The organism is Humiphilus diazotrophicus (genome assembly GCF_059726315.1).
The window spans coordinates 2,175,045-2,201,783 of record NZ_AP040870.1; the positions used below are offsets into that span (position 1 = coordinate 2,175,045).

The 26,739-nt window shown below is 52.5% G+C and carries 25 protein-coding genes; 8 read left to right on the forward strand and 17 right to left on the reverse strand.

The genetic code is table 11. The features are described from left to right. Nucleotides 1-73 precede the first annotated feature (73 nt). Both AC6I7T_RS10080 and AC6I7T_RS10085 read left to right on the forward strand, forming a co-directional pair. Nucleotides 74-2,311, forward strand: a complete 2,238-nt coding sequence (locus AC6I7T_RS10080; protein WP_497793252.1) for a tetratricopeptide repeat protein — start codon at nucleotides 74-76, stop codon at nucleotides 2,309-2,311. Then, nucleotides 2,308-3,462 (forward strand): deoxyguanosinetriphosphate triphosphohydrolase, encoded by a 1,155-nt coding sequence (locus AC6I7T_RS10085; RefSeq protein WP_497793253.1) that lies wholly within the window; start codon nucleotides 2,308-2,310, stop codon nucleotides 3,460-3,462. Before AC6I7T_RS10080 ends, AC6I7T_RS10085 begins: the two co-directional genes overlap by 4 nt. A gap of 64 nt (nucleotides 3,463-3,526) precedes the next feature. On the opposite strand, the gene AC6I7T_RS10090 is transcribed toward AC6I7T_RS10085, so the two are convergent. The 7 genes from AC6I7T_RS10090 to tsaB form a co-directional block, all read right to left on the reverse strand. Next, a complete protein-coding gene (locus AC6I7T_RS10090) occupies nucleotides 3,527-5,944 on the reverse strand; it encodes an ABC transporter permease (protein WP_497793254.1) in 2,418 nt (805 codons plus the stop codon). A gap of 415 nt (nucleotides 5,945-6,359) precedes the next feature. Continuing rightward, nucleotides 6,360-7,400, reverse strand: a complete 1,041-nt coding sequence (locus tag AC6I7T_RS10095; protein WP_497793255.1) for an Asd/ArgC dimerization domain-containing protein — start codon at nucleotides 7,398-7,400, stop codon at nucleotides 6,360-6,362. 8 nt (nucleotides 7,401-7,408) lie between these two features. Continuing rightward, on the reverse strand, nucleotides 7,409-8,257 hold the full coding sequence (pssA, locus tag AC6I7T_RS10100) for a CDP-diacylglycerol--serine O-phosphatidyltransferase (protein WP_497793256.1): 849 nt from the start codon (nucleotides 8,255-8,257) through the stop codon (nucleotides 7,409-7,411). Continuing rightward, nucleotides 8,254-8,883: a phosphatidylserine decarboxylase gene (locus tag AC6I7T_RS10105; RefSeq protein WP_497793257.1), complete on the reverse strand. Its 630-nt coding sequence runs from the start codon at nucleotides 8,881-8,883 to the stop codon at nucleotides 8,254-8,256. Before AC6I7T_RS10105 ends, pssA begins: the two co-directional genes overlap by 4 nt. Nucleotides 8,884-9,014: 131 nt before the next feature. After that, nucleotides 9,015-9,227, reverse strand: coding sequence for a DUF465 domain-containing protein (locus AC6I7T_RS10110; protein ID WP_497793258.1), 213 nt, complete (start codon nucleotides 9,225-9,227; stop codon nucleotides 9,015-9,017). A 266-nt stretch (nucleotides 9,228-9,493) separates the two neighbouring features. Next, nucleotides 9,494-9,952, reverse strand: a complete 459-nt coding sequence (rimI, locus tag AC6I7T_RS10115) for a ribosomal protein S18-alanine N-acetyltransferase (protein WP_497793259.1) — start codon at nucleotides 9,950-9,952, stop codon at nucleotides 9,494-9,496. Further along, entirely contained in the window at nucleotides 9,949-10,608 is a 660-nt protein-coding gene (tsaB, locus tag AC6I7T_RS10120; RefSeq protein ID WP_497793260.1) for a tRNA (adenosine(37)-N6)-threonylcarbamoyltransferase complex dimerization subunit type 1 TsaB, read from the reverse strand. Before tsaB ends, rimI begins: the two co-directional genes overlap by 4 nt. Nucleotides 10,609-10,744: 136 nt before the next feature. On the opposite strand from tsaB, the gene AC6I7T_RS10125 reads away from it, so the two are divergent. Continuing rightward, complete coding sequence (locus tag AC6I7T_RS10125; RefSeq protein ID WP_497793261.1) at nucleotides 10,745-12,361, forward strand: DHA2 family efflux MFS transporter permease subunit; 1,617 nt, start codon at nucleotides 10,745-10,747, stop codon at nucleotides 12,359-12,361. A 112-nt stretch (nucleotides 12,362-12,473) separates the two neighbouring features. Here the strand turns inward: AC6I7T_RS10125 and AC6I7T_RS10130 are convergent, their stop codons facing one another. The 4 genes from AC6I7T_RS10130 to AC6I7T_RS10145 form a co-directional block, all read right to left on the reverse strand. Continuing rightward, nucleotides 12,474-13,805, reverse strand: a complete 1,332-nt coding sequence (locus AC6I7T_RS10130; RefSeq protein ID WP_497793262.1) for a methyltransferase domain-containing protein — start codon at nucleotides 13,803-13,805, stop codon at nucleotides 12,474-12,476. Nucleotides 13,806-13,974: 169 nt separating this feature from the next. Then, nucleotides 13,975-14,691, reverse strand: a complete 717-nt coding sequence (locus AC6I7T_RS10135; protein ID WP_497793263.1) for a PadR family transcriptional regulator — start codon at nucleotides 14,689-14,691, stop codon at nucleotides 13,975-13,977. 217 nt (nucleotides 14,692-14,908) lie between these two features. Next, nucleotides 14,909-16,069: a trans-sulfuration enzyme family protein gene (locus AC6I7T_RS10140; protein ID WP_497793264.1), complete on the reverse strand. Its 1,161-nt coding sequence runs from the start codon at nucleotides 16,067-16,069 to the stop codon at nucleotides 14,909-14,911. A 234-nt stretch (nucleotides 16,070-16,303) separates the two neighbouring features. After that, nucleotides 16,304-16,687, reverse strand: coding sequence for a TraR/DksA family transcriptional regulator (locus tag AC6I7T_RS10145; RefSeq protein ID WP_497793265.1), 384 nt, complete (start codon nucleotides 16,685-16,687; stop codon nucleotides 16,304-16,306). A gap of 96 nt (nucleotides 16,688-16,783) precedes the next feature. Here AC6I7T_RS10145 and AC6I7T_RS10150 point away from each other — a divergent pair, with 96 nt between their 5' ends. Both AC6I7T_RS10150 and AC6I7T_RS10155 read left to right on the forward strand, forming a co-directional pair. Further along, nucleotides 16,784-17,242 (forward strand): hypothetical protein, encoded by a 459-nt coding sequence (locus AC6I7T_RS10150; protein WP_497793266.1) that lies wholly within the window; start codon nucleotides 16,784-16,786, stop codon nucleotides 17,240-17,242. 233 nt (nucleotides 17,243-17,475) lie between these two features. Beyond that, entirely contained in the window at nucleotides 17,476-17,967 is a 492-nt protein-coding gene (locus tag AC6I7T_RS10155) for a YciE/YciF ferroxidase family protein (protein ID WP_497793267.1), read from the forward strand. A gap of 159 nt (nucleotides 17,968-18,126) precedes the next feature. On the opposite strand, the gene AC6I7T_RS10160 is transcribed toward AC6I7T_RS10155, so the two are convergent. From AC6I7T_RS10160 to AC6I7T_RS10180, 5 genes are all read right to left on the reverse strand, one after another. Further along, on the reverse strand, nucleotides 18,127-18,666 hold the full coding sequence (locus AC6I7T_RS10160) for an adenine phosphoribosyltransferase (RefSeq protein ID WP_497793268.1): 540 nt from the start codon (nucleotides 18,664-18,666) through the stop codon (nucleotides 18,127-18,129). 4 nt (nucleotides 18,667-18,670) lie between these two features. Beyond that, complete coding sequence (locus tag AC6I7T_RS10165) at nucleotides 18,671-18,952, reverse strand: acylphosphatase (RefSeq protein WP_497793269.1); 282 nt, start codon at nucleotides 18,950-18,952, stop codon at nucleotides 18,671-18,673. 231 nt (nucleotides 18,953-19,183) lie between these two features. Further along, nucleotides 19,184-19,744: an elongation factor P gene (efp, locus tag AC6I7T_RS10170; RefSeq protein ID WP_497793270.1), complete on the reverse strand. Its 561-nt coding sequence runs from the start codon at nucleotides 19,742-19,744 to the stop codon at nucleotides 19,184-19,186. A 155-nt stretch (nucleotides 19,745-19,899) separates the two neighbouring features. After that, nucleotides 19,900-20,781, reverse strand: coding sequence for a nuclease (locus AC6I7T_RS10175; RefSeq protein WP_497793271.1), 882 nt, complete (start codon nucleotides 20,779-20,781; stop codon nucleotides 19,900-19,902). A gap of 4 nt (nucleotides 20,782-20,785) precedes the next feature. Further along, complete coding sequence (locus AC6I7T_RS10180; RefSeq protein WP_497793272.1) at nucleotides 20,786-21,346, reverse strand: anthranilate synthase component II; 561 nt, start codon at nucleotides 21,344-21,346, stop codon at nucleotides 20,786-20,788. Between the two features lie 99 nt (nucleotides 21,347-21,445). Here AC6I7T_RS10180 and AC6I7T_RS10185 point away from each other — a divergent pair, with 99 nt between their 5' ends. Further along, nucleotides 21,446-22,006 (forward strand): hypothetical protein, encoded by a 561-nt coding sequence (locus AC6I7T_RS10185; RefSeq protein ID WP_497793273.1) that lies wholly within the window; start codon nucleotides 21,446-21,448, stop codon nucleotides 22,004-22,006. Nucleotides 22,007-22,069: 63 nt separating this feature from the next. On the opposite strand, the gene trpE is transcribed toward AC6I7T_RS10185, so the two are convergent. Further along, nucleotides 22,070-23,617, reverse strand: a complete 1,548-nt coding sequence (gene trpE, locus AC6I7T_RS10190) for an anthranilate synthase component I (RefSeq protein WP_497794589.1) — start codon at nucleotides 23,615-23,617, stop codon at nucleotides 22,070-22,072. A 633-nt stretch (nucleotides 23,618-24,250) separates the two neighbouring features. Here trpE and AC6I7T_RS10195 point away from each other — a divergent pair. Both AC6I7T_RS10195 and pgsA read left to right on the forward strand, forming a co-directional pair. Further along, the gene (locus AC6I7T_RS10195; protein ID WP_497793274.1) at nucleotides 24,251-25,516 is read left to right on the forward strand and encodes a Glu/Leu/Phe/Val family dehydrogenase; all 1,266 of its coding nucleotides are present in this window, start codon (nucleotides 24,251-24,253) and stop codon (nucleotides 25,514-25,516) included. Nucleotides 25,517-25,860: 344 nt separating this feature from the next. Continuing rightward, a complete protein-coding gene (gene pgsA / locus AC6I7T_RS10200) occupies nucleotides 25,861-26,547 on the forward strand; it encodes a CDP-diacylglycerol--glycerol-3-phosphate 3-phosphatidyltransferase (protein ID WP_497793275.1) in 687 nt (228 codons plus the stop codon). The last annotated feature ends 192 nt before the right edge of the window (nucleotides 26,548-26,739 follow it).

Below are 26,739 nucleotides of genomic sequence, written 5' to 3' on the forward strand. Positions count from 1 at the left end.
TAGAGAAGACATGTCCAAATGGCGTGCCTCCATCACGGCAAGGAATAAGGTATTAGTCTGAGGGATTCCCAAAATGACCAGTAAGCCGAACACTCCGTCGGCAACGACGACGGGCAAGCCAAGCTATATATCGACAAGTGCCCTCACCATAGGGAATGTCTCTACCTCTGCATATTCTTCAAGTCGGTCCAACATGCCTAAGTATTTTCTTTCTTTAGCAAGTGCTCTTTTAGCCACAGTAGTGTTGCCCTTTGGTGCAGCAGCGCAAACAACGCAAGCCAATAACACCGAAGTGAAAAAGGTCTCCGGATCCGCGGAAACAGCTACTACAGAAACGGATCGGTCAACGGCCTACTACCACTTCTCTCTGGCGCACACCTATGCGGAGATGGCAACCACGCAGGGCCATCCTGAATATGCCAACAGAGCTATTGAAGAATACAAATTAGCATTGAATGCCGATCCCTCGTCCAAGTACCTGAATAACGGGCTGGCAGAGCTTTACTACAAGACAGGAAAGATTCGGGATGCTGTCCTGGCAGCTCAGGACCTGATCAAGAAGGATCCAAGTAACCTTAATGCGCACAAATTGCTAGGCAGAATCTATCTGCGCTCTCTCGGAGAAGGTCAGCAGACAGGCCCGACAGAAAAGGTTTTGGAACTTGCAATTGCCGAATACGAAAAGATCGTCTCTTTAGCGCCTAAGGACCTGGAAAGCCGTCTGCTTCTGGGGCGCCTGTACTCGGTCAATCATGATTCAGCGAAAGCTGAGGCGACCTTCAAAGCGGCACAGACACAAGATCCGGGCTCGGAAGAGGTAGTCCTCAACCTGGCAAGGCTCTATAGCGACCAGGGAGATCTCAAGCGTTCCATCCAGGTAATCGAAGCAGTTCCGCAGGATGACCGCACTCCGCAAATGGAATATATCCTGGGCGCGAGCTACGAGCAGGACAAGGACACCAAGAAGGCCATAGCGGCTTACCGGCGTTCCGTCGATCTCGAACCGGAGAACCTGGAAGTGGCGCGGGCGCTAGGTCAGGCACTGCTCAATGACAACCAGCTTGAGGAAGCGCTGAAGATCTATCGGGACATCACCTCGGGAGATCCTCAGGATGCACAGGCACTTCTACGAATCTCGGAGATTGAGCGCCGTCAGGGACACTACGATACGGCTCTCTCAGACCTCAAGAAGGCCAAGGCCCTGATCCCCGACTCGCTCGAAGTTAATTACAACGAAGCTCTGCTGCAAGACTCACTAGGACATTACGAGGAGGCAACACGTCTTCTCGAAAAGCTGGTCTCTCAGTCGGAACATCCAAGTGGTGCTTATTCCGAACAGGAAAAGGGCAATCGCGCTATTTTCCTGGACCGCCTGGCCATGGTTTACAACGAACAGAACATGACCAAGCAGGCAATCGAAGCCTACGGCAAGATGATCGATCTTGGCGGTCAATACTCTGTCCGCGGTTATGAGGGGCAGGTAGATGTCTACCGTGAAGCGCACCGCTACAAAGACGCTCTGAACGTGGCCCAGACTGCAAGCCAGAAATTTCCTAAAGACCGTTCTCTCAAGATGATGCTGGCCAGCCAGATCGTCGATGCAGGCAAGCCTGATGATGCCTTTCAGCTGATCCGGTCCATGCTGAACGGTACCGCCGAAGATCGTGAACTCTATATGGCCATGGCTCAGATGAATACCCGTCTGCGTCGCTGGAAAGACGTAGAGGACAATCTGGTAAAGGCAGAACCCTTGACGACCAAGCAGGAGGAGAAGATCTATATCGCCTTCCTGCGGGGCACGACCGAAGAGCGGCAGAAGCACTACGATCAGGCAGAGCAACAGTTCCGGCAGATTCTTAATCTCGATCCCAGCAACACCATGACTCTGAACTACTTTGGCTACATGTTGGCCGATCGTGGAGTCCGGCTGGACGAGGCACTAAAGCTGATTCGCAAGGCTGTGGAACTGGACCCGCAGAATGGGGCCTATCTGGATTCACTCGGCTGGGTCTACTTCAGAATGGGTCAGTATGCTCTCTCGGAAGAGAACCTTCGCAAAGCGATTGAGCGGATGTCGACCGATCCCACAGTCCACGACCACTTGGCTCAGGTCTACGAAAAGACCGGACGTCTAAAGCTGGCAGCAGCGCAATGGGAGATCGCGGTTTCACAATTTGCAGTTACACTTCCCGCGGATACAGAACCTGGGGAAGTCAGCAAAGTCCAGAAGAAGCTGGAGACAGCTCGCATTCGTCTTGCGAAGCAGGAGGCACAAAATCCTCCTAAACCCATCGTCGACGCTGAACAATGAAATCCTCATCCATACTGCACAGGCTGCCCTCAGCCTGTGCGGTGAGTGATGATCACGCCAGCCCACTCTCGGCACGCGTTCATAACGAACCGCCTCATCCCTATCGCTCTCCTTTTCAACGTGACAGAGCACGCATTATTCATGCGCGAGCTTTTCGTCGTCTTGCGGGCAAGACGCAGGTCTTTACTTATCGTTTTTCCGATCACTTTCGTAGCAGACTAACCCACACCATGGAAGTGGCTCAGATCGCACGCGCCATGGCCAGAGCCTTGGGCGTGAATGAGGATCTCACCGAAGCATTAGCCTTAGTCCATGACATTGGCCATCCGCCCTTCGGCCATGCTGGGGAGCGGGCATTGGATCAGGTCCTGCGAAATCATAATCTCCGCTTCGATCACAATCTGCACGCCTTACGTATTGTCGAGTACTTCGAAGAACGTTATGCCAGCTTTCGCGGCCTGAACCTGACACTCGCAGTCAGGGAAGGCATCATCAAGCACTCGCATGATTACACTGTCGAACAGTACCCGGAATTGTCTCCATACTTTCTGGATAAGCGTCCGCCGGTAGAAGCGCAATTGATCGATCTTGCCGATGAAATCGCTTATCTCACGGCAGATATCGACGACGGTCTGGAGGCGGGAATCCTCTCGCTGGACAGCGTGCGCACGGATGTCCCACTTTTCCGGGACCACTACCGCGCCTTGGCAGAAAAGTATCCGGCAGCAGAACGCAAACTGGTAGCCAGTGAAGCGCTCAAAATGATGCTGAATGCTTTGGTGGGTGACTTGATTGCGGAAACGTTGCGTCAGGTGGAGCAGCGCGGCATCGAAACTCTCGACGATATCCGTACAACTCCGGTCAGAATCGTCACACTTTCGGAAGAGATGGAAGCCCTTCGCGCCGAGATCAAGCGTTACCTGTATAAGAATCTCTACGAGAGTGAACCGCTACAGCATGCACAAAAACAAGCAGGCATGATCGTTCAAGAACTCTTCGAGGCTTGGACTCACGATCCGGATCTTCTGCCGGAAGATCATCGAGCTCGTATTGAGGAAGAAGGATTAGCCAGGGCTGTCGCCGATTACATTGCCGGAATGACAGACAGCTTCATCCTGTTGCAATACTCGAACTGGCAGAAGATGAACTAGAGTTTTCCTTCCACCTCATCTTCCTTGCATATATTTCGCGCCTGCAATCTTTGCCGATCTGCCGTTATTCCTCGCGTAACAGAACCAAGGGATCGACGGCGAGTGCCCGACGCGCCGGAATCCATGTCGCAACCATCCCCAGCAAAAGCATAGTTGCGGTGATTCCGCCCATCACCCAAGGATCTTTTGGGGTGGCCTGATAGACGATTTGCGAGAGCACGCGTGTAGAGAGTACACCCAGCACGAGACCTGCAGCCGAACCGACCGTCAGCAGACGAAGCGCGCGTCCAAGCGATGTGGACAATATCTGCCGCTTCCCCGCACCCAGCGCCACGCGAATGCCCAGCTCACGCAACCGCTTACTCACCACGTAGGAAGCCATGCCGAAAATACCGGTCACGGCCAGCACTGCACCGAGTAAGCCGAGCACGCCCAATGCAACCGTAGCGACTCGTGCGGCAAATAAGGCACTATCCATCCCCTCATTCCACGGCCTCACTTTAAGGGGAAGTGCTGGATCCAAATTGTGCAGCCTTGTCCGCAGCACCTCTGCAGTCTCGTGGGGATCACGGTGTGATCGCACCACCATCCAGGTATTACTTGTTGGATGTTGCAGGAAGGAGAAAAACATAGCTGGTCTTTGCTCTTCGGTCAGCGTCCGGTACTTGCCGTCTTCTACCACGCCTACGACTTCTGCGCGCATTCCGCCCCAGTATTTGAAGTGGGCACCGATGGCCTTGTCCACCGATCCAAAGACTTTCTCCGCAAAGTACCTATTTACAAGCGCCACCTTGGGAGCATTCTTATCGTCATGCAGAGTCAGATTCCGGCCCGCCAGCAGTTTTGTTCCTGCTGCATTAAGGTATCCCGGCGAGATTCTGTAACACATTGCATCGGCAGCAGAGTTGCCTGGCCGAAAGTCCGTGATGTTGTCGGCAAAAACATCGCTGTCGCTCCCGCCCAGCCCCAGAGGAATCTGATCGATATATCCAGCTGCCACGACACCTGGAATCGCCGCAGATGCTTCCTCAAGGCGTTGTTGCATCTGGGGAACACGCTCTTCCGAGTACCCGGCCATGTGCAAATCGCTTTCCACGAGCACCGCGCTTTGGGGCACAAAGCCATAACTGCTATGCAACGACCGTTCCAGTCCGCGTACCGCCACAAAAGAAGACGTCACCAGCACCGCGCAGATGGCGATCTGCACCGCCAGCAGAACGTCACGCAACCCAAATCTCCTCATGCTTCCGCTATCGCTCATGCCAGTTCGAATCGCTTGCCACGGATCGGAACGCAAGACCTGGCGTACAGGCACTAATCCAAAGAGGAATCCGCATATGAGCGCCAGCAGCAAGGCGAGAACATAGGTACGGACATCAGGATTCACCGGTATATTGATTGGAACATCCGGAATCGGATGCCATTCGCTCAAAACGTGCAGAATGGCTACGCTACCGGCAAGACCAAAGACTCCTCCGCAGACGGATACGATTACGGCCTCCGACAATAACTGTCGGAGAATACGGCTGCGTCGTGATCCAAGCGCTAAACGAAGCGCAACTTCCTTGACCCGATCCGAAGCGCGTGCCGTAAACAAATTACCCAGATTCGCACATGCGGCTAGCAGAATCAGGCCCGCAAGCAGCATCAACCCAGCCATAAATGCACGCGCCGGTCCGCCAAGCATGTCTCCCACGAGACCTGGACGCGCCAGGGTAAACTTGATTCCCTCATCATCATGCGGATAGGCTTTGGCCAGCCTGGCTCCTATCGCATTCAGGTCTTCTGTCGCTTGCGCCGTCGTTATCCCGGGCTTGAGATGTCCAATGATAAACGAGGAGTGGTTTCCGCGATATTTCAGCCCATCAGAGCCCTCTACGAGCGGCTTTTCCACAATAGGAATCCAGAACGCAGGCGAAAAGAACAGCTCCGTGCCACGGAAATCGGGAGGTGCAACCCCAAGAATGGTGAACGGATGTTTGTTGATCTCCACCGTGCGGCCCACCACTCCGGCATCGTCGTGAAAAGTACTGTGCCACCAGGCATAACTCAGCACGAGATAAGGCGCACTGTTCATGCCCTTTTCATCTGAAGCATGGAAAAAACGGCCTAAATAGGGCCGAATGTGCAAGGCGTCAAAGTAATTCCCGCTTGCCATGTATGGCCATGCTGTCGACGATTCTCCACCGATATTCACCCCGACGGAGCCGCTGATATCGAAGGTAACGAGGCTCTCGAATGTCCGGTTCTGATCCCGCAGATCAAGGTAGTCAGGATAAGAGTGCGAGGGATATTGGAACCGTTGCACCGTATAGAGGCTCTGGCCATCGGGCACATTCACAGGCCGCAGAATCAGGGCATTCAAGACGCTGAATACCACCGCATTTGCACCGATTCCCAAAGCCAAGGTGATGATTGCCGTCAGAGCGAACCCTGGAGCCTTCCGTAACTGCCGCATCGTAAATTTCAGATCGCCGAACATACGTTGACTTCCTGTACGCAAACACCTGCCTGGGAGTTCCCACCCCGAGTCATTTACGGGGATAATTGTTATAACCCTTAGCTGCACACTGCATGCACAGCTAACACCCATGTTCAAAATCGAACGATCGTCCATTCATTTGAAAGAACCAGGCAGCACTCAGGGCCAGGGATGCCGGAGTGACAATTGGCAGAAGGATTGGCAAGGAAAGAATAGGGCTTAGGACTGTTCCCTCATAGCCCAACAACTTGCGAGGGCTCCCATTGGGACGGTTGTAGCTTTCACGGCTTAAAAGATACGGATGCCACTGATCTGACATTCGACTGAACGAGATCGTTCCGGAGAAAGATCCCGCCACAGCCTCGCGAGAATCATTGATTGGAAAGTACAGAGGAAGCGGGGAGCTTCCTCTGCGCTACTGAACCTTCCCCTGGGGACGAAGGCGTCTCAACTCCTGGGCGCAAGCAACAGCATTGAGGGCAGCAAGCTTGAGATTGTCAAAAGCAGCCCATATCCAGCATTGACGCACCTGTCCGGTACCTTCGGCACGGATGCGGACCTGGATGTCTCCCTGCCCTGCCGTATTCAGATTGCTAGGAGCATCTGCATCCAGAAGAGCCACGCTGATATGCTCGCCACCGAGCGCCGTCTCAATCTGTTCCACCGTAACCGGCTTTTCGAAATCGATAGCGAGAGACATGCCATGACCATGAAAGACAGGTACATGGATCAGTTGGATCGCTAACTGGGGCAATCTTCCGCCTGAAAGCATGGCGTAATGCCGCCGGATACGACCTTCCATCTCCGAAAGGTTGATCTTTGCCGATTCTCCGAATACAGGTGTGGCATTAAAGGCAACCTGAATGTCGTACACACTCCGCGGCAAGCTCTGGAAGCTCAACAAACTCACCGTCTGCTGATGCAATTCGTCCATAGCGGCCCGGCCGAACTCCGAAGCGGGTTCCAGCACAGTAGCCGAAGCGGTTGCGATTGCGGTCAGGGCCTTTAGCCGAAGCATGATCAGAGCCAAAGCCAATGCGGCAGGATGAGCGGGAACAATCGCCGGTGTCTTTAGATCGGGGGACTCGGGCAGCGCGGAAGAGAGCATCTCATCGCCTACCCAGGGGGCCCGGACCAAAACACCAGACTCATGCTCCAATGCGCCGGAGAGGTCCAAGATACTGGATCCAGCGGCAAGAGCACTATTCCAGTGCTTTTGCGTGACCTCGGGGGTTCCGGTGAAGAAGGTAAAGTCTACATGGGCAAAGGAGGCAGGATCTATCTTCTGGATAAAAGTAACTTCATCCGCGACAGATTCCAGCTGGCCTAGCGATTCTTCGTCGTCCATCAGCAAAAAGCTGGAAGCCGCAAAAGCCGATTCACCCAGTACTTCATTAATTTCTTTGCCGCACAATGAAGCGGCACCAACGATAGCAATCTTGTACGTAGCAGGCATCAGATGATTTATGTGTGAGAACTGGGAAGTGGTGCTCCATGAGCTTCAGAACGTCTAGCCCGCGACCAGGAATACGCAGCACGAGCAAATATTCCTGAAAACATATAGATGAATGCAAAAGCAAACAATAATACCTGAGACCAGGCTACCAATGCATAGACAAATATGCCCAGCAGAACCATGAGCTGGAAAGGATGTCGATTGGCAAAATTGATCTCTTTACCGCTCCAAAATCTCCAGGTACTAACCATCAGGAAGCCTACCAGTCCAACCAGGCACATCCACATGATGGCCAGCCACCAATTGAATACTGGAACTCCTCCAAAGAAGTGCACCACAGCGGCAATTAGCCCCGCTGCTGCTGGAATCGGCATGCCGACAAAGTACTTCCGGTCTGGACGCCCGGGATTTTTAGGCACAGGGTTCGTGCTGATGTTGAAGCGGGCCAACCGGCTGGCCCCACACAGCAAAAACAGGAAGCAAACAAAGGCTCCGGCCTGAATCAGCTTCTGGCGGAACATCGGGTCGATGGTGTCCGGCAGCATACGGAAGCCCCAAGTAAAGGCCAACAAACTGGGAGCAACTCCGAAGGTAATCACATCCGCCAAAGAGTCCAGCTCACGGCCAAACTCACTGGTCGTATGCGTCATACGAGCAATACGGCCATCCAGTGCGTCAAAGGGAATGGCAAAGCCAATCGCCAATGCCGCATAGTCGAAATGATGCTGCGCCTGAGCCGTCCCCTGCAAGGTTTGCGTGATGGCATAATAGCCGGCAGCGATATTGCCTGAAGTAAAGAGGCTAGGCAAGATGTACATTCCCCGCCGAGTACGATGGCGGCGCTCTTTACGAATCAAAGCTGCCCTCCTACGACTGTCTGAGCCAAAATTGATGAACCGCCACGAACTCGCTGGCCCTTTTCGACGGCTACAACAGCCGATCCGGGAAGAAGAACATCTACTCGCGAGCCAAACTTGATCAGCCCTACCCGCTGACCTCTCGTCACAGCATCCCCCGCCTTGAGCGGAAAAACAATCCGTCGGGCAAGGAGACCGGCTATGAGCTTGAAGGTGACTTCAGTGTTTTCGCCACGAATCGTCACAGCTTTTTGTTCATTCTTTACGGCAGAGTCAGGATTCATGGCGTTCAAGTAGAGTCCCTTTTGATAAAGGACATCGCTCAACACGCCAGAAACAGGAGCACGATTGACATGAACATCGAAAACACTGAGAAAAATACTGATTCGCTGCCTCGGACCAGTGGGAGTCTCGATTCTGACCACCTCTGTTACCAAGCCGTCGGCTGGAGAGACAACAAGCCCCTCTCCTTCCGGAATCAATCGTTCCGGATCGCGAAAGAACCACAGGAAGAAAGCAGCCAGAAGTAGGGGAGGAATAGTCCACCCCCATGCCGCAGTGAAAACATAGACCAACACTGCAACAGCTAGCAGTCCAAGCCCGTAGAAGTATCCGTCTCGCACCATTTCAGAAGACCTAGCTCTCAATTATATAGAGCTATCCTTCCCCCTGGGCGATATACCCGGACTCTGGGCTTCCCCTACTTCTCAGCTATCTTCTTGTGTGTCTGTAACACACAGTGTTTTAAAGGTTTCTGCTAAGCAACCATGACTGGGTGCTCACGCTGCAATGCAGTGATTTGATCTTTCAATCGCAGCTTCAACTTCTTCAGGCGTACTTCTTCCAGCTTGTCCTCGTCAGATGGATAGGGTTTTTGCAAGAGCGCTTCAAGCTGCTGAGCGTAGTGACGGTGTTCCTCTTCCAGCCGCCGCAAATCGTCGCCCAGCACCTGGTTCTTTACTTCATCCATATAGGACACCTCCTGTCTCTAGGACGATCCAAACTACTCTTTGGGAGGGCCAGTTGCAACGCAAAAAATCTAATAGATTTCCACTGCAACCGGCTCTGTTCCCGCACATCGGCGGAGGGCCCTAAAAGATGAAGAATTTAGGCGAACTTTGGTACTCAGAACGAGAAAAGATCTTCCCAAAACAGACCGGAGAAACAGGGTAACTTAAAGGCTGACTGCAGCAAGACATCCAGCCAGTGGAATACAGATGAAAACCTGAGTTGCCCTTAGAGCTCGCAACGCATATGGAGAGCGTCTTCACAGGGTGAAGAGTAGTAATTGGGCCGCCTTCCCACCAAAACGAAGCCAAATCGCCGATAAAGAGCGATTGCCGCTACATTTGAGGGGCGTACTTCCAGAAAAACACACTCAATTCCTAAAACCCGCAGCTCCTCGAGTACGGCTGCAAGCAATTGAACTCCGGCTCCTTGCCGTTGGATCTGCGCCGAAACACATATGGACTCCAGCTCAGCCTCTCCTGCCAGAGGAACAGCAACAGAGAAGCCGACTACACTGCCTCCCCACTCCAAGACAAGGGCTATCCTCGAAAGACGGTCTTCCCCGACGGCAAGGCACAATTCATAGTCCTGCCTTTTCCAGTGAGGAGCTGTTGCAAGAGATTGTTCTATTGCAAGAACCTCGGGAATATCCCTTTCGGCCATCTTGCGAACAATAAAGGCGTTCATTGCTTTAAGGCAGCATCGAGCTTTGGCTTAGAGAAAATCTCGGCATCGGACCGCCGCAGATAATTCCCATCCAGAGAAACTACGTCTTCAAAAGCTCCAGCCCGGAATCGTTCCACAACCAGAGGCACAGCATCGGCAGCAGAGGGTTGGGAAACGAGAACAGAGCAGGCTTCAGGCAAGAAGGCGGCCAACGGCTCCTCACAGATTCCGACCTTCTCCGCTCCTGCCGTAGCCTCACGCAATCCCTCTCTAGTCAGCAGTGATTCCTGAGCAGCAGAATCGGAGCGACGGAGGTATACCTCGCCCCTGCCAGCATCAAGGACCGAGACAGAGGTCCCTGCCAGACGTGCCAGGACCTCCAGGCGCGAAACCGCGATGAGAGGCTTCTTTCCTACTTCTGCGAGAGCTTTGGCCGTACTGACGCCAATCCTGATTCCGGTAAAGCTTCCAGGCCCGTGCACCACGGCGATAGCATCCAACGCTGCCAGAGATATCCCTGCCTGGGCATAGCTCTCCTCAATTTTTGAGACCAGATACAAGGAAAAGGTCTTTCCGGCCAATTCCTGGAGGGAGAGAATGCGCATATTGTCGGGTTCGCCTTTAGCAATTGCTACGGAACCGGTGTTGCTGCAGGTATCAATAATCAAAAAAATCATTTGAAGTCTTTCACGGGAACGCTGGAAAAACACTCATGAATCTTTGCCTATCGGTCCAATTGGTAGATCATGAGGGAGGGCCTCAGCAGGCACCACATCCAGCACTAGAATAACGCCCCCGGAGGAAGCTTTCCCGTTGAGCACGACCACGGCCACGCCGAGTACCCTGAAAGACGCGACCGCTTCTTTCCATCAAACCTGGCGGCCAAAGGCAAATCCTTGGGCGATTGCGATTACCGTTACCCTGGCAACCTTCATGGAGGCACTAGACTCCTCGATTGCCAACGTCGCAATGCCGCATATTGCGGGAAATCTTTCTGCCAGCCGTGACGAAGGAACATGGGTTCTGACCAGCTATCTGGTTGCGAATGCGGTAGTGCTGCCGATCAGCGGCTGGATTTCAAACCGCATCGGACGTAAGCGCTTTTACATGATCTGCGTTGCGCTCTTTACTCTCAGTTCCCTGCTCTGCGGTCTTGCCCCATCTCTCGGCTTTCTGGTCTGTCTGCGAGTCCTTCAGGGAGCCGCAGGCGGAGGACTCCAACCCAGCGAACAAGCGATTCTGGCAGACACCTTCCCTCCTGCCAAGCGGGCCATGGCGTTCTCCGTCTATGGAATGGCCGTAGTCCTCGCTCCGGCTATAGGGCCGACGATTGGAGGATGGATCACCGACAACTACAGCTGGCGATGGATTTTCTTCCTTAATATCCCGGTTGGCATTCTCTCGATTTTGCTGACTACCCGACTGGTGGAGGATCCGCCGTATGTCGAAGCACGCAAGAAACAGCGGGAAGGTGTCGATTACTGGGGATTGGGATTGCTGGTTCTTGCCGTCGGCGCGTTACAAATCATGTTGGACAAAGGGCAGGAGGACGACTGGTTTAGCTCCCGATTTATCGTCGCCTGTTTTGTAACAACCATCCTCGGCTTTGTGTTTTTCCTCTGGCGGGAAGTGTCGGTCAACCATCCAATCGTAGATTTAGGACTATTCAAAAATCGTAACTTTGCTATGACTCAATTGGTGATGCTGATGATTGGCGCATCACTCTATTCGGTCACGGTGCTCATCCCGCAATATCTGCAAGAGTTGATGGGGTATACGGCAGAACGCGCAGGAATGGCCATCTCTATCGGCGGCCTCGTTCTTATGCTGCTCTTTCCTGTAGCGGGTTTCATTGCACCCAAATTCGACCAGAGACTGATTGTCTCTTGCGGATTCCTGGTCACAACCTTAGGGTTGATGCGAATCACTCAATTAAACCTCGGAATCAGCTTTGGCACCGCCATCAGCTGGCGAGCCATCATCGCCATCGGGTTACCCTTTCTCTTTGTGCCCATCAATGTCCTCTGTTACGCAGACATTCCACAAAATCGTAATAATGAAGTAAGTGGTATGTCGGCACTCTCTCGCAACCTGGGCGGCAGCTTCGGAATTTCATTTGTCACAACACTGCTAACCCGCAGAGCACAAGCTCACGAAACATATCTCGGAGCTCACTCCGGACCGGGAATGCCGGCTTACGACCATCTCAGTGGAGCCTTAACGGGAGCATTTGAAAAGAGCGGACTCTCCCATACCGATGCGGCGTATCACGCTAGTGCGCAAATTTATAACATGCTGCACATCCAGGCCCGAACGCTAGCCTACGTAGATACGGCGTGGGTTTTGGTCGTCTTAACAGCTCTCCTGATTCCTATCCCTTACCTCATGAAACGGCCTAGACGAAACTCCTCTTCAGGGGCAATGCACTAACTTGATGCCAAGTAAATATCCTGTCCGGGGCCACACCCAAGATCTGGCACTACGCATCCTTCAAGTGTCCACGAATATATTCCTTGTGGAATCGTTCTAGTGTCCTGAGTCATTAATTTGTCGACAAGATGGAAGATGCTTTTATCGTTTGGTCATTATTTTGGAGCCGATCGCAAATTGGTTTGCGGAAAGTGAGGGCGTAGAATTGGCCGTCTCTTAAAATCTTAAGCTCAGTCTCCTCCATTTCTGGAGGTATCAGACTAATCGGCGCTTCGACGGGCTCTTTACGATCTTTATACAGGCCGCCCGGCATCTTCTCATATACGTCCTTAACATGCTTTTCTGTTTCATCAGCAATCAATAAAAGGCTGCCTGGTTTAGCAACGCGAATCATCTCACGGATGGCTTGGGCACGATCATTAAAGAAATTAATGCCACCCACATGGAATACAACATCGAAGCTATTGTCCACGAAAGGCAGAATCTCTGCATTCCCCATATAGAGGTCGGCCTTCAACTTCCAGCGGCGCAGGTTTTCCTTGCAATTAACCAGCATTTCAGCAGAGAGGTCGAGTCCTGATAAGGCGACGTCGCGCGGAAGATACTTGAAATTGAGACCTGTCCCGACTGATGTCTCCAGAACGGAATCTCCTGGATTGACTTCAAGTAAGTCTATATAGCTTCGGAAATAGGCGTTTCGATCCCAACCTCTTAATGCGGCGAAGACACGTTGTATGTCGTCGTAGAAACCGCCAATGGCCTCATAAAGACGCCGATATTTGCGGTTGTCGCCAACAAGTTCATGAGATCGGAGAAAAACAGGGATTCCACCTTGAATGGGGAATTGCTCTCCCGCTGCACTGACCAATATTTCTCGCCCATGTTGTGAGAACACCTGCAAAGGGCTACCACTATAGGGGCTCCGTAGCTTGGCGAGGGCTCTGGATTTCTGTGCCCAGGATTGAGAGACTCTTGCGCTAGCCAGGGCCCAACCCGCAAAAACAAGGACACCGCCGATGCAGATCCATCCAAATACCGGAGCTAAAGGATGGGCTTCGGCCCTTGTGCTATGTAAGTGGTAGAAGACCGCTGCCACTAGTGACACAGCAAACACAGCACAAGTCTTAAGTACCGGTTCTTCCCGGTTCCACATCCAAACAATCACAGCTGCAAGCCAATAGAATACAAACTCCGAACCCTTACCTGAGAAGCTTGGGCTAAACTTCGTTTTCCACTCGAGTAGAGACATTGCCATTCCAGCAAGAGGCAGTGGGAATGTAGACACAATCCCCGGCAGATGCCGGCTTGTCAGTCGATGAAAAGTAAAGGGCAGGATGCTGCAAATACAAGTAATTACAAGCAGTAGGTGGCTAGGAAATGAATCGTGCCCGATGAGCGTCGCGGTTCGATTAGTGAACAGCACACCTGGAAGGGAGAAAATCATCATCCAGCAGAAACCTCGCAGAGGTTTTTGAGTTCCTGCGAACCATGTGCCACTGATTGGAGCAGTGAATAGCCCCACTGCTGGAATGAACCACCCCAGAATGAAGGTACAAGCGATAACCCACGCTGTAAGCTGTGATAATCGGCTGGAGCGAACGTTGGTGTACATCCTAGTGGCCGCCTTTCTGCGTATTCTTTCTTCGCGGGATTTTGGCTGGGCCCAAAGATTTGGACGTGCCTTGAATAGGTTGGTTGAGGATAGGAAGCCCCTTTGCTGACTTAGAATCCTTTCCGCTGAGGGCCTTCATGGATGCAAGCTCAACTAAAGTTGTTTCGCCCCAGTCCAATGCGGTCTGGGTAAGGGCAATTCCCAGTTTGAGAGTGAGCATCCAATAGGGACGAGAAGGACTTTGAGAGGGACTCTTATTGGCTATCTTTTCAATTCCAAGCAGAGTATTCAGCATCTGCCGGTTCTTTCTTTGAACTTCCTCGACATGTCGAATCGAAACTTCAGGATCGGCTTCACCCCCGAAGAATAACTTCAGGAGAAACTCGTTGCGAGGCGGGTCGTTGTGGAATGGTTGGGCAAGCCATTCTCGCAAACAAGATCGACCCTTAGCCGTTAACATATACTCCTGCCGACGCTTTGCTTTCGACACTGATGGGCTCGGTCGAATCAATCCTTCGGCTGCTAATCGCTGCAAAGTCGGATAGATCTGGCCATAGCTCTCGCCCCAAAAACTTCCAACGCTGCCTTCTATAGCTTTACGAATGTCGTAACCCGATTTGTTGGGTTCGATGGAAAGCATTCCGAGAATCACATAAGCAGTTCTCTTGGGAATCAAAACATCTGAAAGATATATCTGACAGATATAGATGTCAATCATATTAAAGTTGAATTTTGGCCAGAGATGTATCGGTACCGTCCACCTGACTGTGGATTTACTAGCTGGTACTACTAATTAAGAAGCAAGGGAGGGAAGGGGCCAGCTTCGGCTAGGCCCTTCTACATTTGGCGGTGTCTACAAGACGGGTATCAGGGTATGACTTTAATCGACCGGACGAACTCTGGCCTTGGGAATATGCGGGAACATCACATCCTGGTTATAAGCTGTTTTCAAACGCCTGCTCGAGATCTGCAATCAAGTCTTGAGGGTCTTCGATTCCAACCGAGAGACGAAGCAAGCCATCGGTAATCCCGATCTTTGCGCGTCCTTCCGGGCTCAAAGCAGAATAAGTAGTCGTAGCCGGATGCGAGATCAAGGTTTCCACCCCGCCAAGAGATTCGCCGGGAGTACATAAGCGAAGCGCTTTTACAAAGGCATGGGCACGCTCCGAACTCCCCACATCGAAGGACAAGAGAGAACCAAATCCTGTCTGCTGCCGTTTGGCAAGCTCGTGCTGCGGATGCTCAGGAAGTCCGGGATAAAGAACTTTACTTACCTTTGGATGCTTCGCCAGATATGCAGCAAGCGCGCGGCCATTGCTATCGTGCTGGCGCATGCGAACAGCCAGAGTCTTCACTCCACGCAAAATCAGATAGCACTCGAAGGGCGAAAGAATGGCTCCAATACACTTCTGTACAAAAGCAAAGCGGTCACGATGCTCCGGTTTGCTGCCTATCAATACACCGCCCAATCCGTCGGAGTGACCATTCAAAAACTTCGTCGTCGAATGCATCACGATATCTGCGCCAAGCTCAAGCGGGCGCTGGAAATAAGGAGAGAGGAAGGTGTTATCTACACAAAGCTCCACTCCATGTTCATGGCAGATATCTGCCACAGCACGTATGTCAGTAAGCTGTAGTAGAGGATTGGTCGGGCTCTCCAGATGCAAAAGCCGGGTATTAGGCCGAATTGCCGCACGCACCTCTTCGAGGTTGCTGGTGTCGACATAAGAGAACTCGATTCCATAGTTCGACACCACCTGGTTAAAGAAACGCGAGGTTCCGCCATACACGTATTTACCGCAGAGCACATGATCGCCTGTCTTCATCATGGCAACCAGTGCCGCGATTGCGGCCATGCCACTGGCAAAGACCTGAGCGGAGCTTCCACCCTCCAACGCACTCAAGCTCTTCTCCAGGGCATCTCGAGTGGGATTGGATACTCGGGAATATTCGTAACCCTTATGCTCACCGATTCCGGATTGAGCATAGGTGGAACTGGCATAAATCGGAACGTTTACTGCACCAGTTACAGGATCGGGCGATTGCCCCGCGTGAACTGCGAGAGTAGCGAATCCCTGGGATTTATTTGCGCTCATGGCGTTTCAGAACAGTACTCCTTTCGATAAAAAGTACAGTCATTTGTCATGAAACGCCAATAGAAAGCCGGGGAATATCACCGACCCACAAACCAACATATCCCTCTGGCAATGAAATTCTGTTGCCGATCTTTAGAAAACCCTTTCAATTACCCACAAGTGGAAGAGAGGAAATCAGAAGGGTTGTGGGTAATTGAAGGCTCAATGCTCGAACAAAAATCGAGCAGGCAACAGCTATGCGGCTCTTAATGGACTGGAAATCTCGCCACGCTCGATCTTTTCCTGACACTCAATGCAATACGGCGTCCAAGGTAAAGCCTCCAAACGCTTAAGGCCGATCTCCCGCTCGCACCGAACGCACTCTCCATAGGTCCCCTCATGAATTCGTTCGATTGCCTGATGAACCAGAATTAATTGAGAAGCCCCATTGGTGCCCTGTGTATAGAGCATCTCTTTCTGGTAGGCGTGAACGGCACGATCAACCGGATCTTTTGTTTCTTCCGGGGCGCCGATTTCACGGCCTTGTTCCACCGCCGCGAGCATTACCGATTCAAGTTGATTCTTCAGAATTCGCAGTTTTTCCTCAAATTTACGAGCCATTTCCGGGGATTGGGACACTTTGGCCAACTCCTTCTGCACAACGCATTTTTGAACTATGTCTTTCCAGCAGCGTGACGAATATTTGACGCCAGACAGAGCCAAAGATTTGCTTGGGTGCCAAGACTTTTCTTTTATCCCATCGTCTTCGCCATAACCGCTTGCATTGAAGGGAAATCAACCATTAGGCTGGTATCTATGTACGAGGATTTCCACGTAACAGACCGATGGACTGGAGAGGACCTGCATTGCCGCTGGAAGGCCAATATAGTAGCTGTTGCCACACGACATGCAGACGCGGTAGACATCAGGTTTGACGTCAATGGACGCCCCATGTGGATTGCTATGCCCCTTCAGGCCTGGGTCGAACATAAACGGAAAACCAGTTACGCCATCACTGACGCCTTGGCTGCACAAACTGCAGGGCACTATCTCAAACAATCTATCGAATCAGGCTTCGATGCCAGTCGGGAAATGTACACGATGAGCGTCGAAGAAGTACTGGAGCACCTGGAAGTTGTACTCGGAGAAGCAGGTCACACCACGGCTCTGCCCACACTTCCCATAATCGCCTGAAACGTATCGATATAGCAGATTCTAAAGAAGGGGCAGGCTCACAGGCTTGCCCCTTCTGCTTTTCCGCGCAGCTTTTCCTAAGGGCCAACCCCGTAAATGGGCGCGCATCGAAGCTTTTGGCACAGGGCCAAAACACCTGAGACATTTCCCACGCAACTGTAACCGAAAGCACAAAAAGGCAGTACCGGATTGTTGCTGCTACGAGAAATTTTTCTACACGGAGGATATTGCCAATGAAGATGGACACACTGCGCGAATTATTTGTTGAAGAATTGCAGGACTTATATTCAGCAGAAAACCAGATCACCCAGGCTATTCCAAAGCTCATCAAAGCTGCGGAAAGTAAGCAACTGAAACAGGCACTCGAATCACATCTAAAGGAAACCCAGCAACAGATCGAACGGCTGGATCAGATCTTTGAAGCCTTGGAAGAAGAGGCAGAGGGTAAAACCTGTGAGGGGATGAAAGGCTTGATCAAAGAGGGCGAACAAATCGTCAAAGCCTCAGGAGAGCCTGAGGTAATCGACGCCGGCATCATTTCTGCCGCTCAACGCGTTGAGCACTATGAAATCTCCGGCTACGGAACAGTACGCACCTATGCAGAACTTTTGGGCGAGAAAGAAGCTGTTCGTCTGCTAGAACAAACCCTTCAGGAAGAAAAGGCTGCCGACCAAAAACTAAACAAGATCGCCGCCTCTATCAATGTGGAAGCAAAAGCAGCGTAAAAACAGCTCAGCTATAGCTTGATTGCGATTCTCAACCAGGAAACCGAAAATGCGCGACTACGAACAGAGTGAATCTCTATTTCGCAGTCGCGCAATCACCTACTTTCAGGATGAAACTTCTTCCGCTAACGAATCTTTCGCTAATCGCTCTTTAGCTTTTTACTCTTCGTAGTGCAGCAGACTAAAGACATCCAAATCCGGGAAGCGCTCACGGCCTTTCAGAAAATCCAGCTCAACGGCAAAGCCCAGCCCTACAATATGGCCGCCCAACTGGCGTACCAGCTTCACAGTGGCCTCCATTGTGCCACCCGTTGCCAGAAGATCATCGACAATCACCACGCGTTGTCCTGGTTCGATTGCGTCCACGTGAATCTCCAGCGAATCAGTGCCGTATTCCAGGTCATACGTAACTCGAGCTGTCTTGGCGGGCAGTTTGCGAGGCTTGCGGACTGGCACAAATCCGGCATTCAGACGATAGGCCAACGCTGGTCCAAAGATGAAGCCGCGAGCCTCAATACCAAGCACCAGATCGACATCGTCAGCAATGTAGTGGGCAGCCAGTGCATCCACCATCTGGGCAAAGCCGCGCTTATCTTTTAAAAGAGTGGTGATGTCATAAAAAAGGATCCCAGGCTTGGGAAAATCCGGCACGGTACGAACCAAAGTTTTTAGAGGTTCGCAATCAATCAATTTCTGCATGTACTTACCAAGCTCCTTCAATCGTGAACGGCCCCAGGCCTTCGGCTTCCTTCTCCATCAACTCATGTTCAATAACTGAGTCGACACGGCTGCCACGTGACCCGCGATGCAAAACGGTGCGAAGTTCGGCTAGCTCCTCCGGCGTTCCCGAGGCAACGACCTCAACATCGCCATCCTCCGTATTCCGTACCCATCCGCACAAACCGATTTCTGCGGCTTCGCGGTGTACGAACCAGCGGAATCCAACCCCCTGCACACGCCCCTTAACCAAATAATGACGGACCATAATGTTTTATCCCGTCGCGCAGTCGTTACTCCCAGCCAGGTGTGAATCGTCATCGTTGGTCCTTTCGGGTTCCAACTGTGTCCAGATTCACCTACCCGGAGAACATCGACAATGGAAACGGGCGAGTCGATGTCAGTGTTGCAGATGGAGCTAAACGACGCAAGCGACCTGAGAAATCATCCGAAAAGCAAAACGGCGCAGCCGAAGCTACGCCGTCCACCAAAGAAGATTTTATGCACGAGAGAGATAGGCACCTTCGGCGGTATCCACACGGATCTTCTCGCCCTCGTTAATGAAAGGAGGAACCTGAACCACCAGACCGGTCTCAAGCTTGGCCGGCTTGGTAACGGAGGAGGCTGTTGCAGACTTCAGTCCGGGTTCGGTCTCAACGACGGTCAGCTCGACGGTCTGAGGCAATTCGATACCGACCGCAACGCCGTCAAAGAACGAAACCTTGATCTGAAGATTCGGGATCAGGTACTCAACGGCATCGCCCAGCGTATCGCGCTTTAGCGGAGTCTGCTCGTAGTTTTCCGGATTCATGAAGTAGTAGTCATCGCCGTCGTTGTAGAGAAAATCCATGGCGACTTCGTCCACGATGACACGATCAATAGCATCGGCAGAACGGAAACGGTGCTCGAACATTGCACCGGTACGCAGGTTGCGCAGCTTAGCTTGGATGAAGGCGCGCAGATTGCCAGGGGTACGATGCTCAACACTGAAAACAGCATGTAGCTGGTCGTTATGCTTGATGATCATGCCTGGGCGCATTTGTGTGGCGGGAATCGCCATAAACTTGAAAGCTCCTTACTTTGGTCGCTGGATATTTGGCTGGATTCTGGCTCAGCTCGATGCCAAAGGACGAGGGTTCGGGACACCCACTCCCAAAAAGGCATTTTAACGCAGAATGCCGTCCGGGCGAGATGTTGCCCGAATAGAAACCCCGCTCACTTGCCGAACATATGACTGAAAAAGTGCCCGATCCGATGGAAAAAACCGCCTCCGGCAGTTTCTTTTTTCGGTTGGGGAGCAGGTGCTGCGCTTTCAGTGGCAGCCGCACTGGTAGCCGGAGCAGATTCCGGAGCATCCACAGAGCTGCTCTTCCCCGTCTGGCCATCGTAAGAAAGCTGGGCCGTAACCTTTGTCTGCGTCTCTCCCGGGGTAGTGGCAGGAGCTGAAGCAACCGGAGGCGCCGTTAGACCCGTACTGACAGCTACAGGAAAAGAATTTTCCCCGGGAGGCGCCGATGGGGGGCACCCGCAAGATTCCTTCTCCCGGTCCACAACATCACGCAAGCTGCCATGCTCGAAGAGAACTCGCTGATTCGCCTGAACTCTGTACGCCCCCTCCTCAAAGGGGCTGCTCACGGTAACGTATGGCGCATTATCTCCTTTATTTTCAATGCAGGTATCACCTTTAGCGTTAATCCGAAGGCGTAAATCGGCCTTTCCCGGTCCGGAAACTAGAATGCGAAAGTCCGGGGTCATTACCACGTCAGAGTATTTTCCCGCAGACAAATGGGCTTCGAGAGCGCCCCGATCCAGACCCAAAAGCAAGCCTGCCCCATTGGCATCAACAGATTTGTCCGTCGCCAGATGAACCACTGAAGTAGAGCAGAGTTGAATGTCCCCCCGGTTAGGAAGGGTAATCTTCACGGCCTTTTCCCCAGCAGTAATGGTTCCGCTCGCTCCAATGGATGCTCTGCCGTTGGCCACTTCCAACGCGCCATTGATCTTCGCTCCATCTACAGGAACATAGGCGATGGGGGTCTGCGCGTAAACCGCAGTAGCGGTGCAGAGGGCGAGCAAGAGGAGTGACTTGCAACTCACGAAGCTATAGCTCCAAGAAATTCTTAATCAGACGCTTACCGTCCGAGGTCAGCACACTTTCCGGGTGAAACTGTACGCCCTCGATGGGGTACTTCCGATGGCGCAGGCCCATGATGATGTCCCCGGTGTGAGCTGAAATTTCCAATTCTTCCGGCAGCCCCTCCTCGGAAACGATCAAGGAATGGTAGCGGGTACAGGTCATTGGACTTGCAATCCCTTGAAAGATGGTCTTTCCATCGTGCTCCACTTCGCTGGTTTTGCCATGCATCAGCTGAGGAGCGCGAATCACCTTGCCCCCAAACGCAGCCCCGATGGACTGATGGCCTAAACAGACCCCCAAAATGGGCACCTTACCTGCAAAGTGTTGAATTAGAGGAATGCTGATACCAGCCTCTTGAGGGGTACAGGGACCTGGAGAGATCACAATGCGTTCAGGCTTCAGAGCTTCAACCTCTTCCACCGTCAGCTCGTCGTTACGGTGAACAGACATCTTGGCGCCCAATTCACCCATGTATTGCACCAGGTTGTATGTAAACGAGTCGTAGTTATCGAGGACGAAGATCATGCCTTTTCCAGTGTACGGCCTTTGAATCGAGTTGTGGTCATACTCCCTTATGCTACCGGCCGGAAGTAGTGCTACGCTTCTCTTCGGAGGAGAGCGCCGATGAGATCTCTTTCTTCTCTGGTATTTCTTTTAGCTTCCATAGGCGTATTGGCACAGACTTCCTCGGACACCTCAACTTCGGTCCAGCCAACAACGCCCGAGCAAATCAAGCACTTCCATATCCAACAAAAGGATTTGATGGTTCTGACCTCGGCCAGCCAGAAATGCCCGATTGTCTTTACCGCTGCAAAACTGGATCGGCCGGCGGAGTACATGCCCGCCGCAACTAGCGCACAAGAGAAGTCCAAGGCCAATCTGCACCTGTCTTTTTCAAACCCAGGTGGCAAACAAATAGCCGCCATGGCCCTAACCGGCTACCTCAAAGTGAAGCCAAACCGGTATGCACTGGATGCAACCGAAATACAGATGCCGCTTACCTTTACTCCGGCGACCGATGAGATCGGGTCGGAAGCCGATATTCCGCTACTGAGAAATATCGTTGGCTTTGACCATCTCACACTGGACAGCGTGACCTACAAAGATGGCAGCGTATGGCACTCCCCGAAGGAGCATCATTCCTGCAGCTTTACTTCCGGAAGTGCCCAAAGGGTAGCGAAATAATGAAAAGCAAGGGATTCAGGCGGTAGCCGCTTCGCACGGCGCCGCCCTCCCCTAAAAAAGGAACTAGCCCTGCCGTGCCCGCTCGATAGAGCGAATCACCGCCTGAGCCTTATTCAGCGACTCCTGGTGCTCAAGTTCGGGAACAGAGTCCGCCACAATCCCCGCACCAGCCTGCACATAGCCCTGTTTGCCTTTTACGGTCATGCTCCGGATGGCAATGCAGGAATCGAGGTTCCCGGAAAAATCGGCATAAAGGACGCTACCGCCATAGATCCCGCGACGCGTCGGTTCCAATTCTTCGATGATCTCCATGGCCCGCACCTTCGGAGCGCCGGAGAGCGTTCCTGCCGGGAAGCAAGCCCGGAAAGCATCCACAGGAGACAGGTCCGGCCGCAACTTGCCTTCGATGGAACTGACAATGTGCATCACGTGAGAATAACGCTCCACAAACATCAGCTTCTCGACCGCTACGCTTCCGTATTCGCTGACCCGGCCAACATCGTTTCGGCCGAGATCCACAAGCATTACGTGCTCGGCGCGCTCTTTTTTGTCGCTCAACATCTCCGCCTCGAGCCGCTGGTCTTCTGCCTCATCTCCGCTGCGACGACGAGTACCGGCGATCGGACGATAGCTGATCTGGTTCTGTTTCACCTGGACAAGCAGTTCCGGAGAGGAACCTAGCAAATGCAGGCTGTCGGAAACCTTCCGCGTTCCCGACTTCCCAGCCTTGGAGCGTCCGGAACCATTTTCTTCAGAGCCGCTAAAGCGCAGGAAGTACATGTAAGGGGATGGATTGATGATCCGGAGCGCCCGGTACACGGAAAAAGGATCGACGCCCGGTTCGACATCAAAACGCTGAGAGAGCACCACCTGGAAGATGTCGCCCGCGGCGATGTACTCCTTTGCCTGGTCGATAGCCTTCATAAAATTGGCTTTACGGGTACGCGCCTTGATCTGCAGCTTCGAGGAGATCTTCGGCTTCGGCAACTTGGGCAGAGGCTGCATCAGCCGCCGTTCCAGCCGGTGCAAACGGGTCGTAGCGTCGGCATAGGCATCCTTGGGCTTCTGCTTTCTCACATCCGCTGTAACGATAAGCAGAATTTCCTTCCGGACATGGTCGAAGGCCAGGACCTCGTCAAAAAACATCAGGCAAGCATCCGGAACGCTCTGCTCGTCTTTCGTTAAATCCGGCAATTTCTCAATCTGGCGGACCACATCATAGGCGAACACACCCACCGCTCCAGCACTGAAGGGGGGCAGACCGGGCAGCCGGGCAGGTTTATGGCCGGAAAGAGACTCCTTCAGAAGCTCGAAAACATCTCCCTCTAGCTGGCGGATCTGCTTGCCTTCGCGGATTGTGATCTGACGACCCCAGGAGAGGATCTTCTTATAGGGACGAATTCCGATAAATGTATAGCGGCCAAGCTTTTCGCCTCCCTCAACAGACTCCAGCAAAAAGCATTCCGGCTCGTTTTGCGCAATGCGCAGGAAAGCAGAGACGGGAGTTTCCAAATCGGCCGTCAGCGTTCGGTAGACCGGCACCAGGCTGTGTTCGCGGGCCAATTTGAGAAACTCTGTCTTACTAGGCAGGACTAGCTCTTCATAGGGCATCGTACGCATAAGTGTAAATCGTTATTCCAGATGGTAACGCCAGGTTAAGTACTCTCTTTTCAAACGGAACGTGACTTTGGATATGCTAACTTTCCGATTACAGCTACGAAAAAGACATGGGGAGCCGATAGAGCATTCTAGGTTTCGCTTTAGACCCGAAACTGCGGATTGAGTGGCCGCTTCGTCAAAGGACAGAAGCCCTCATTCCGCTCTTTTGGTGTTGATAGGGGCGGAAAGAACAGCCAAACCAGGTGAATTTTTGGATGGACCATACGACAACCTTGGCAATGGGATAAAGGAACTCACCGCGAGCCGGAAATGATGTGACTGGCCGCAAATGACTTCCTGACGGCAAACCGATGAAAATGTTCTACACAGCTTGGATGCAGAATCGTTGGCTCTTGCCGACGGCCTGGCGCAAGCCTATACTCGGCTGGTTTGGCCTGGATGAGTTTCAGACACATCGGCAGGCTGTGTGTATCTGGGAAGAAAGGGAGCCTGCATTGAACTTCGAAAGAAAAATGAATGCGTATGATTCCCCCGCCCTACGTCCTGATGCCTCCAAAGAGCCGATTTCCACAGAGTGGAGATTAAGATCGAGGGCGACAGACGCAAGAATGTTTGGAGAAATTTATGGCAACAGTCTCGCTTGAGCAAGAAATTAACCCATGGGAAGCGCAAGCCGCACGATTCGACTTTGCAGCTCGCAAGCTGAATCTGGACGAAGGCTTATGGAAAGTCCTACGCTATCCCGCCAGAGAGATCATCGTACATTTCCCGGTCAGCATGGATGATGGAAGTATCCAGATGTTTACCGGCTTCCGGGTGCAGCATTCGATTGCCCGTGGTCCCGGAAAGGGTGGCATTCGTTATACACCCGATGTCTCTCTGGACGAAGTACGGGCCCTCGCTAGCTGGATGACCTGGAAATGCGCTGTCGTTAATATTCCCTTCGGCGGAGCCAAGGGTGGGGTTATCTGCGACCCCAAGAAGATGAGCTTGGGCGAGTTGGAAAGAATGACCCGCCGCTACACCTCGGAACTAATCGAATTCCTGGGACCGGAAAAGGATGTTCCAGCCCCGGACATAAACACCAATGAACAGGTCATGGCCTGGATCATGGATACCTACTCCATGCATATGCGCCAGACCGTTACCAGCGTTGTCACCGGTAAGCCTTTGAATATCGGTGGATCGCGCGGACGGCGGGAAGCCACCGGCCGGGGCATTCGCGTTATGTGCGATGAGGCCCTTCGTTACCTGGGAATTCCTCTTGAAGGCTGCCGCGTCATTATCCAGGGCTTTGGCAATGTGGGATCCAATGCTGCCCGCCTGCTCATGGAAAAGGGCTACACCATTATCGGAATAGCCGAAGTCGATGGCGGCATCTACAACCCCAAGGGAATAGATGTAAATCAGCTGGCAGACTACCGGCAGAGGAATGGCTCCATTCTGGGGTTCAGAGGCGGAGAAGCCATGCCCTCGGAAGAGCTGCTCGTCACCGAATGCGAAATTCTGATTCCGGCAGCCACCGAGAATGTCATCACCAGCCGTAATGCCGATCAGATCAAGGCACGCATTGTTTGCGAAGGCGCCAACGGGCCGACAACTGCAGTAGCCGATGAGATCCTCGCAGACAAGAAGGTCTTTGTCATTCCGGACATCCTGGCCAATGCCGGCGGGGTAACCGCCTCCTACTTCGAGTGGGTTCAGGATCGCCAGGGCTACTTCTGGAAGGAAGCCGTGGTCAACGAGCAGCTAGAGAGCATTCTTCGGGAAAGCTTCGACGATGTCATGCGGTACTCGGAAGCTCACGCGGTGAATAACCGAATCGCCGCCTACATGCTTGCAATTGATCGCGTGGCCTTCACCATCCGCCAACGCGGCATCTACGCTTAGAGCATTTCCCGAAAAGATGTAGGCCGAAGCAATAGAAGTTGGCGCGGCTTTCCGCCAAAGAAAGCCGCTCTTCACCCTACTTGGAAAGTTCACTGTATTTCGGGAAATGCTTTAGGTAATGCTTCTGTATTCATGCAGGTCACTTTCCGATGAAGTGGCCTGCATGAAAATTCCACTCATGCAGCCGCTCGAAACCGCATTCCCTTTACTGTATCCATTTCCCTTTCAGGAATTTGCCGCCTAGTGGCAAGAAAGACACACTCTGACTCAATCTCTCTGAGTGGTGCATAATGACTGTTGGGATGAGTTTAAGATCTTCCTAGATCCCATACCAGAGTTGCCACGTGAATCTTCCGAATTCCATTACGATGAGCCGCATCTTCACGGTGCCGGTCTTTCTGTGGATACTCTCGCCACACTTTCCAATTCAAGGGACCCACGGCGAGCAGGAACTGGTGGCATCCATTCTGTTCATTCTCGCGTCGATCACTGACGGACTCGACGGGTACCTGGCCCGCAGCCGTGGACAGATCACCACCATGGGGATGCTGCTGGATCCATTAGCCGACAAGCTGATGGTCACTGCTGCCTATATCGCCCTGGTGGCCTATAACCCTCATGTCGTAAAAGTGTGGATTGCCGTCCTGGTCATCGGCCGTGAATTCCTGGTCAGCGGCTTGCGATCCATAGCTTCGGCAGAAGGCTTCACCATCCAGGCAAGCGACCTCGGCAAACTGAAGACCGTAATTCAAATCGTCTCAGTGGTTGCTGCAATTCTTGCTCACCGCTGGTTCGAGTGGCATTTTGGCTGGTTCATCCTTCCAGTTGAGTGGACCGCACTAACTGCCATTTACTTCATGGTAATAGTTTCTATCATCTCTGCAGTCGATTACTTCGCAGCTTTCTGGAAACAAATCGATCATGCCTCTGCAGACCGCCGCAAGAAATCGTTCGTTCTAAGTCGGCGCAAAAAGGATATCTCGCCTTCAGCTGACAAAATCGGCAATTCATTTAGAATTGACAAATTATAAGAGCAAAGTTTGTAACAAGCTCTTTGTTCCTGCGTCTTGTGGTTCAGTGAATATACGCTGAACTGCATAATAAGGCGTGGGACAGGTCTATTTCCTAGTTGCTGTATTTTGCTTTTGCCTCAGTGTGTGAGCTGATCGAGACCAAAGATAGAGCATCGTCTCGCATCGCAATCCCTCTAAGAGGTACTCCCG

Excerpts from the sequence above, each read along its gene's own strand:
- AC6I7T_RS10135 (WP_497793263.1), bottom strand. The coding sequence starts at position 14,691 with ATGATTGACATCTATATCTGTCAGATATATCTTTCAGATGTTTTGATT.
- AC6I7T_RS10155 (WP_497793267.1), top strand. The coding sequence starts at position 17,476 with ATGAAGATGGACACACTGCGCGAATTATTTGTTGAAGAATTGCAGGAC.
- AC6I7T_RS10180 (WP_497793272.1), bottom strand. The coding sequence starts at position 21,346 with ATGATCTTCGTCCTCGATAACTACGACTCGTTTACATACAACCTGGTG.
- AC6I7T_RS10140 (WP_497793264.1), bottom strand. The coding sequence starts at position 16,069 with ATGAGCGCAAATAAATCCCAGGGATTCGCTACTCTCGCAGTTCACGCG.
- rimI (WP_497793259.1), bottom strand. The coding sequence starts at position 9,952 with ATGAACGCCTTTATTGTTCGCAAGATGGCCGAAAGGGATATTCCCGAG.
- trpE (WP_497794589.1), bottom strand. The coding sequence starts at position 23,617 with ATGCCCTATGAAGAGCTAGTCCTGCCTAGTAAGACAGAGTTTCTCAAA.
- AC6I7T_RS10095 (WP_497793255.1), bottom strand. The coding sequence starts at position 7,400 with ATGCCTGCTACGTACAAGATTGCTATCGTTGGTGCCGCTTCATTGTGC.
- AC6I7T_RS10160 (WP_497793268.1), bottom strand. The coding sequence starts at position 18,666 with ATGCAGAAATTGATTGATTGCGAACCTCTAAAAACTTTGGTTCGTACC.
- tsaB (WP_497793260.1), bottom strand. The coding sequence starts at position 10,608 with ATGATTTTTTTGATTATTGATACCTGCAGCAACACCGGTTCCGTAGCA.
- efp (WP_497793270.1), bottom strand. The coding sequence starts at position 19,744 with ATGGCGATTCCCGCCACACAAATGCGCCCAGGCATGATCATCAAGCAT.
- AC6I7T_RS10105 (WP_497793257.1), bottom strand. The coding sequence starts at position 8,883 with ATGGTGCGAGACGGATACTTCTACGGGCTTGGACTGCTAGCTGTTGCA.
- AC6I7T_RS10085 (WP_497793253.1), top strand. The coding sequence starts at position 2,308 with ATGAAATCCTCATCCATACTGCACAGGCTGCCCTCAGCCTGTGCGGTG.
- AC6I7T_RS10165 (WP_497793269.1), bottom strand. The coding sequence starts at position 18,952 with ATGGTCCGTCATTATTTGGTTAAGGGGCGTGTGCAGGGGGTTGGATTC.
- AC6I7T_RS10090 (WP_497793254.1), bottom strand. The coding sequence starts at position 5,944 with ATGTTCGGCGATCTGAAATTTACGATGCGGCAGTTACGGAAGGCTCCA.
- AC6I7T_RS10185 (WP_497793273.1), top strand. The coding sequence starts at position 21,446 with ATGAGATCTCTTTCTTCTCTGGTATTTCTTTTAGCTTCCATAGGCGTA.
- AC6I7T_RS10080 (WP_497793252.1), top strand. The coding sequence starts at position 74 with ATGACCAGTAAGCCGAACACTCCGTCGGCAACGACGACGGGCAAGCCA.
- AC6I7T_RS10195 (WP_497793274.1), top strand. The coding sequence starts at position 24,251 with ATGGCAACAGTCTCGCTTGAGCAAGAAATTAACCCATGGGAAGCGCAA.
- AC6I7T_RS10110 (WP_497793258.1), bottom strand. The coding sequence starts at position 9,227 with ATGGATGAAGTAAAGAACCAGGTGCTGGGCGACGATTTGCGGCGGCTG.
- AC6I7T_RS10130 (WP_497793262.1), bottom strand. The coding sequence starts at position 13,805 with ATGATTTTCTCCCTTCCAGGTGTGCTGTTCACTAATCGAACCGCGACG.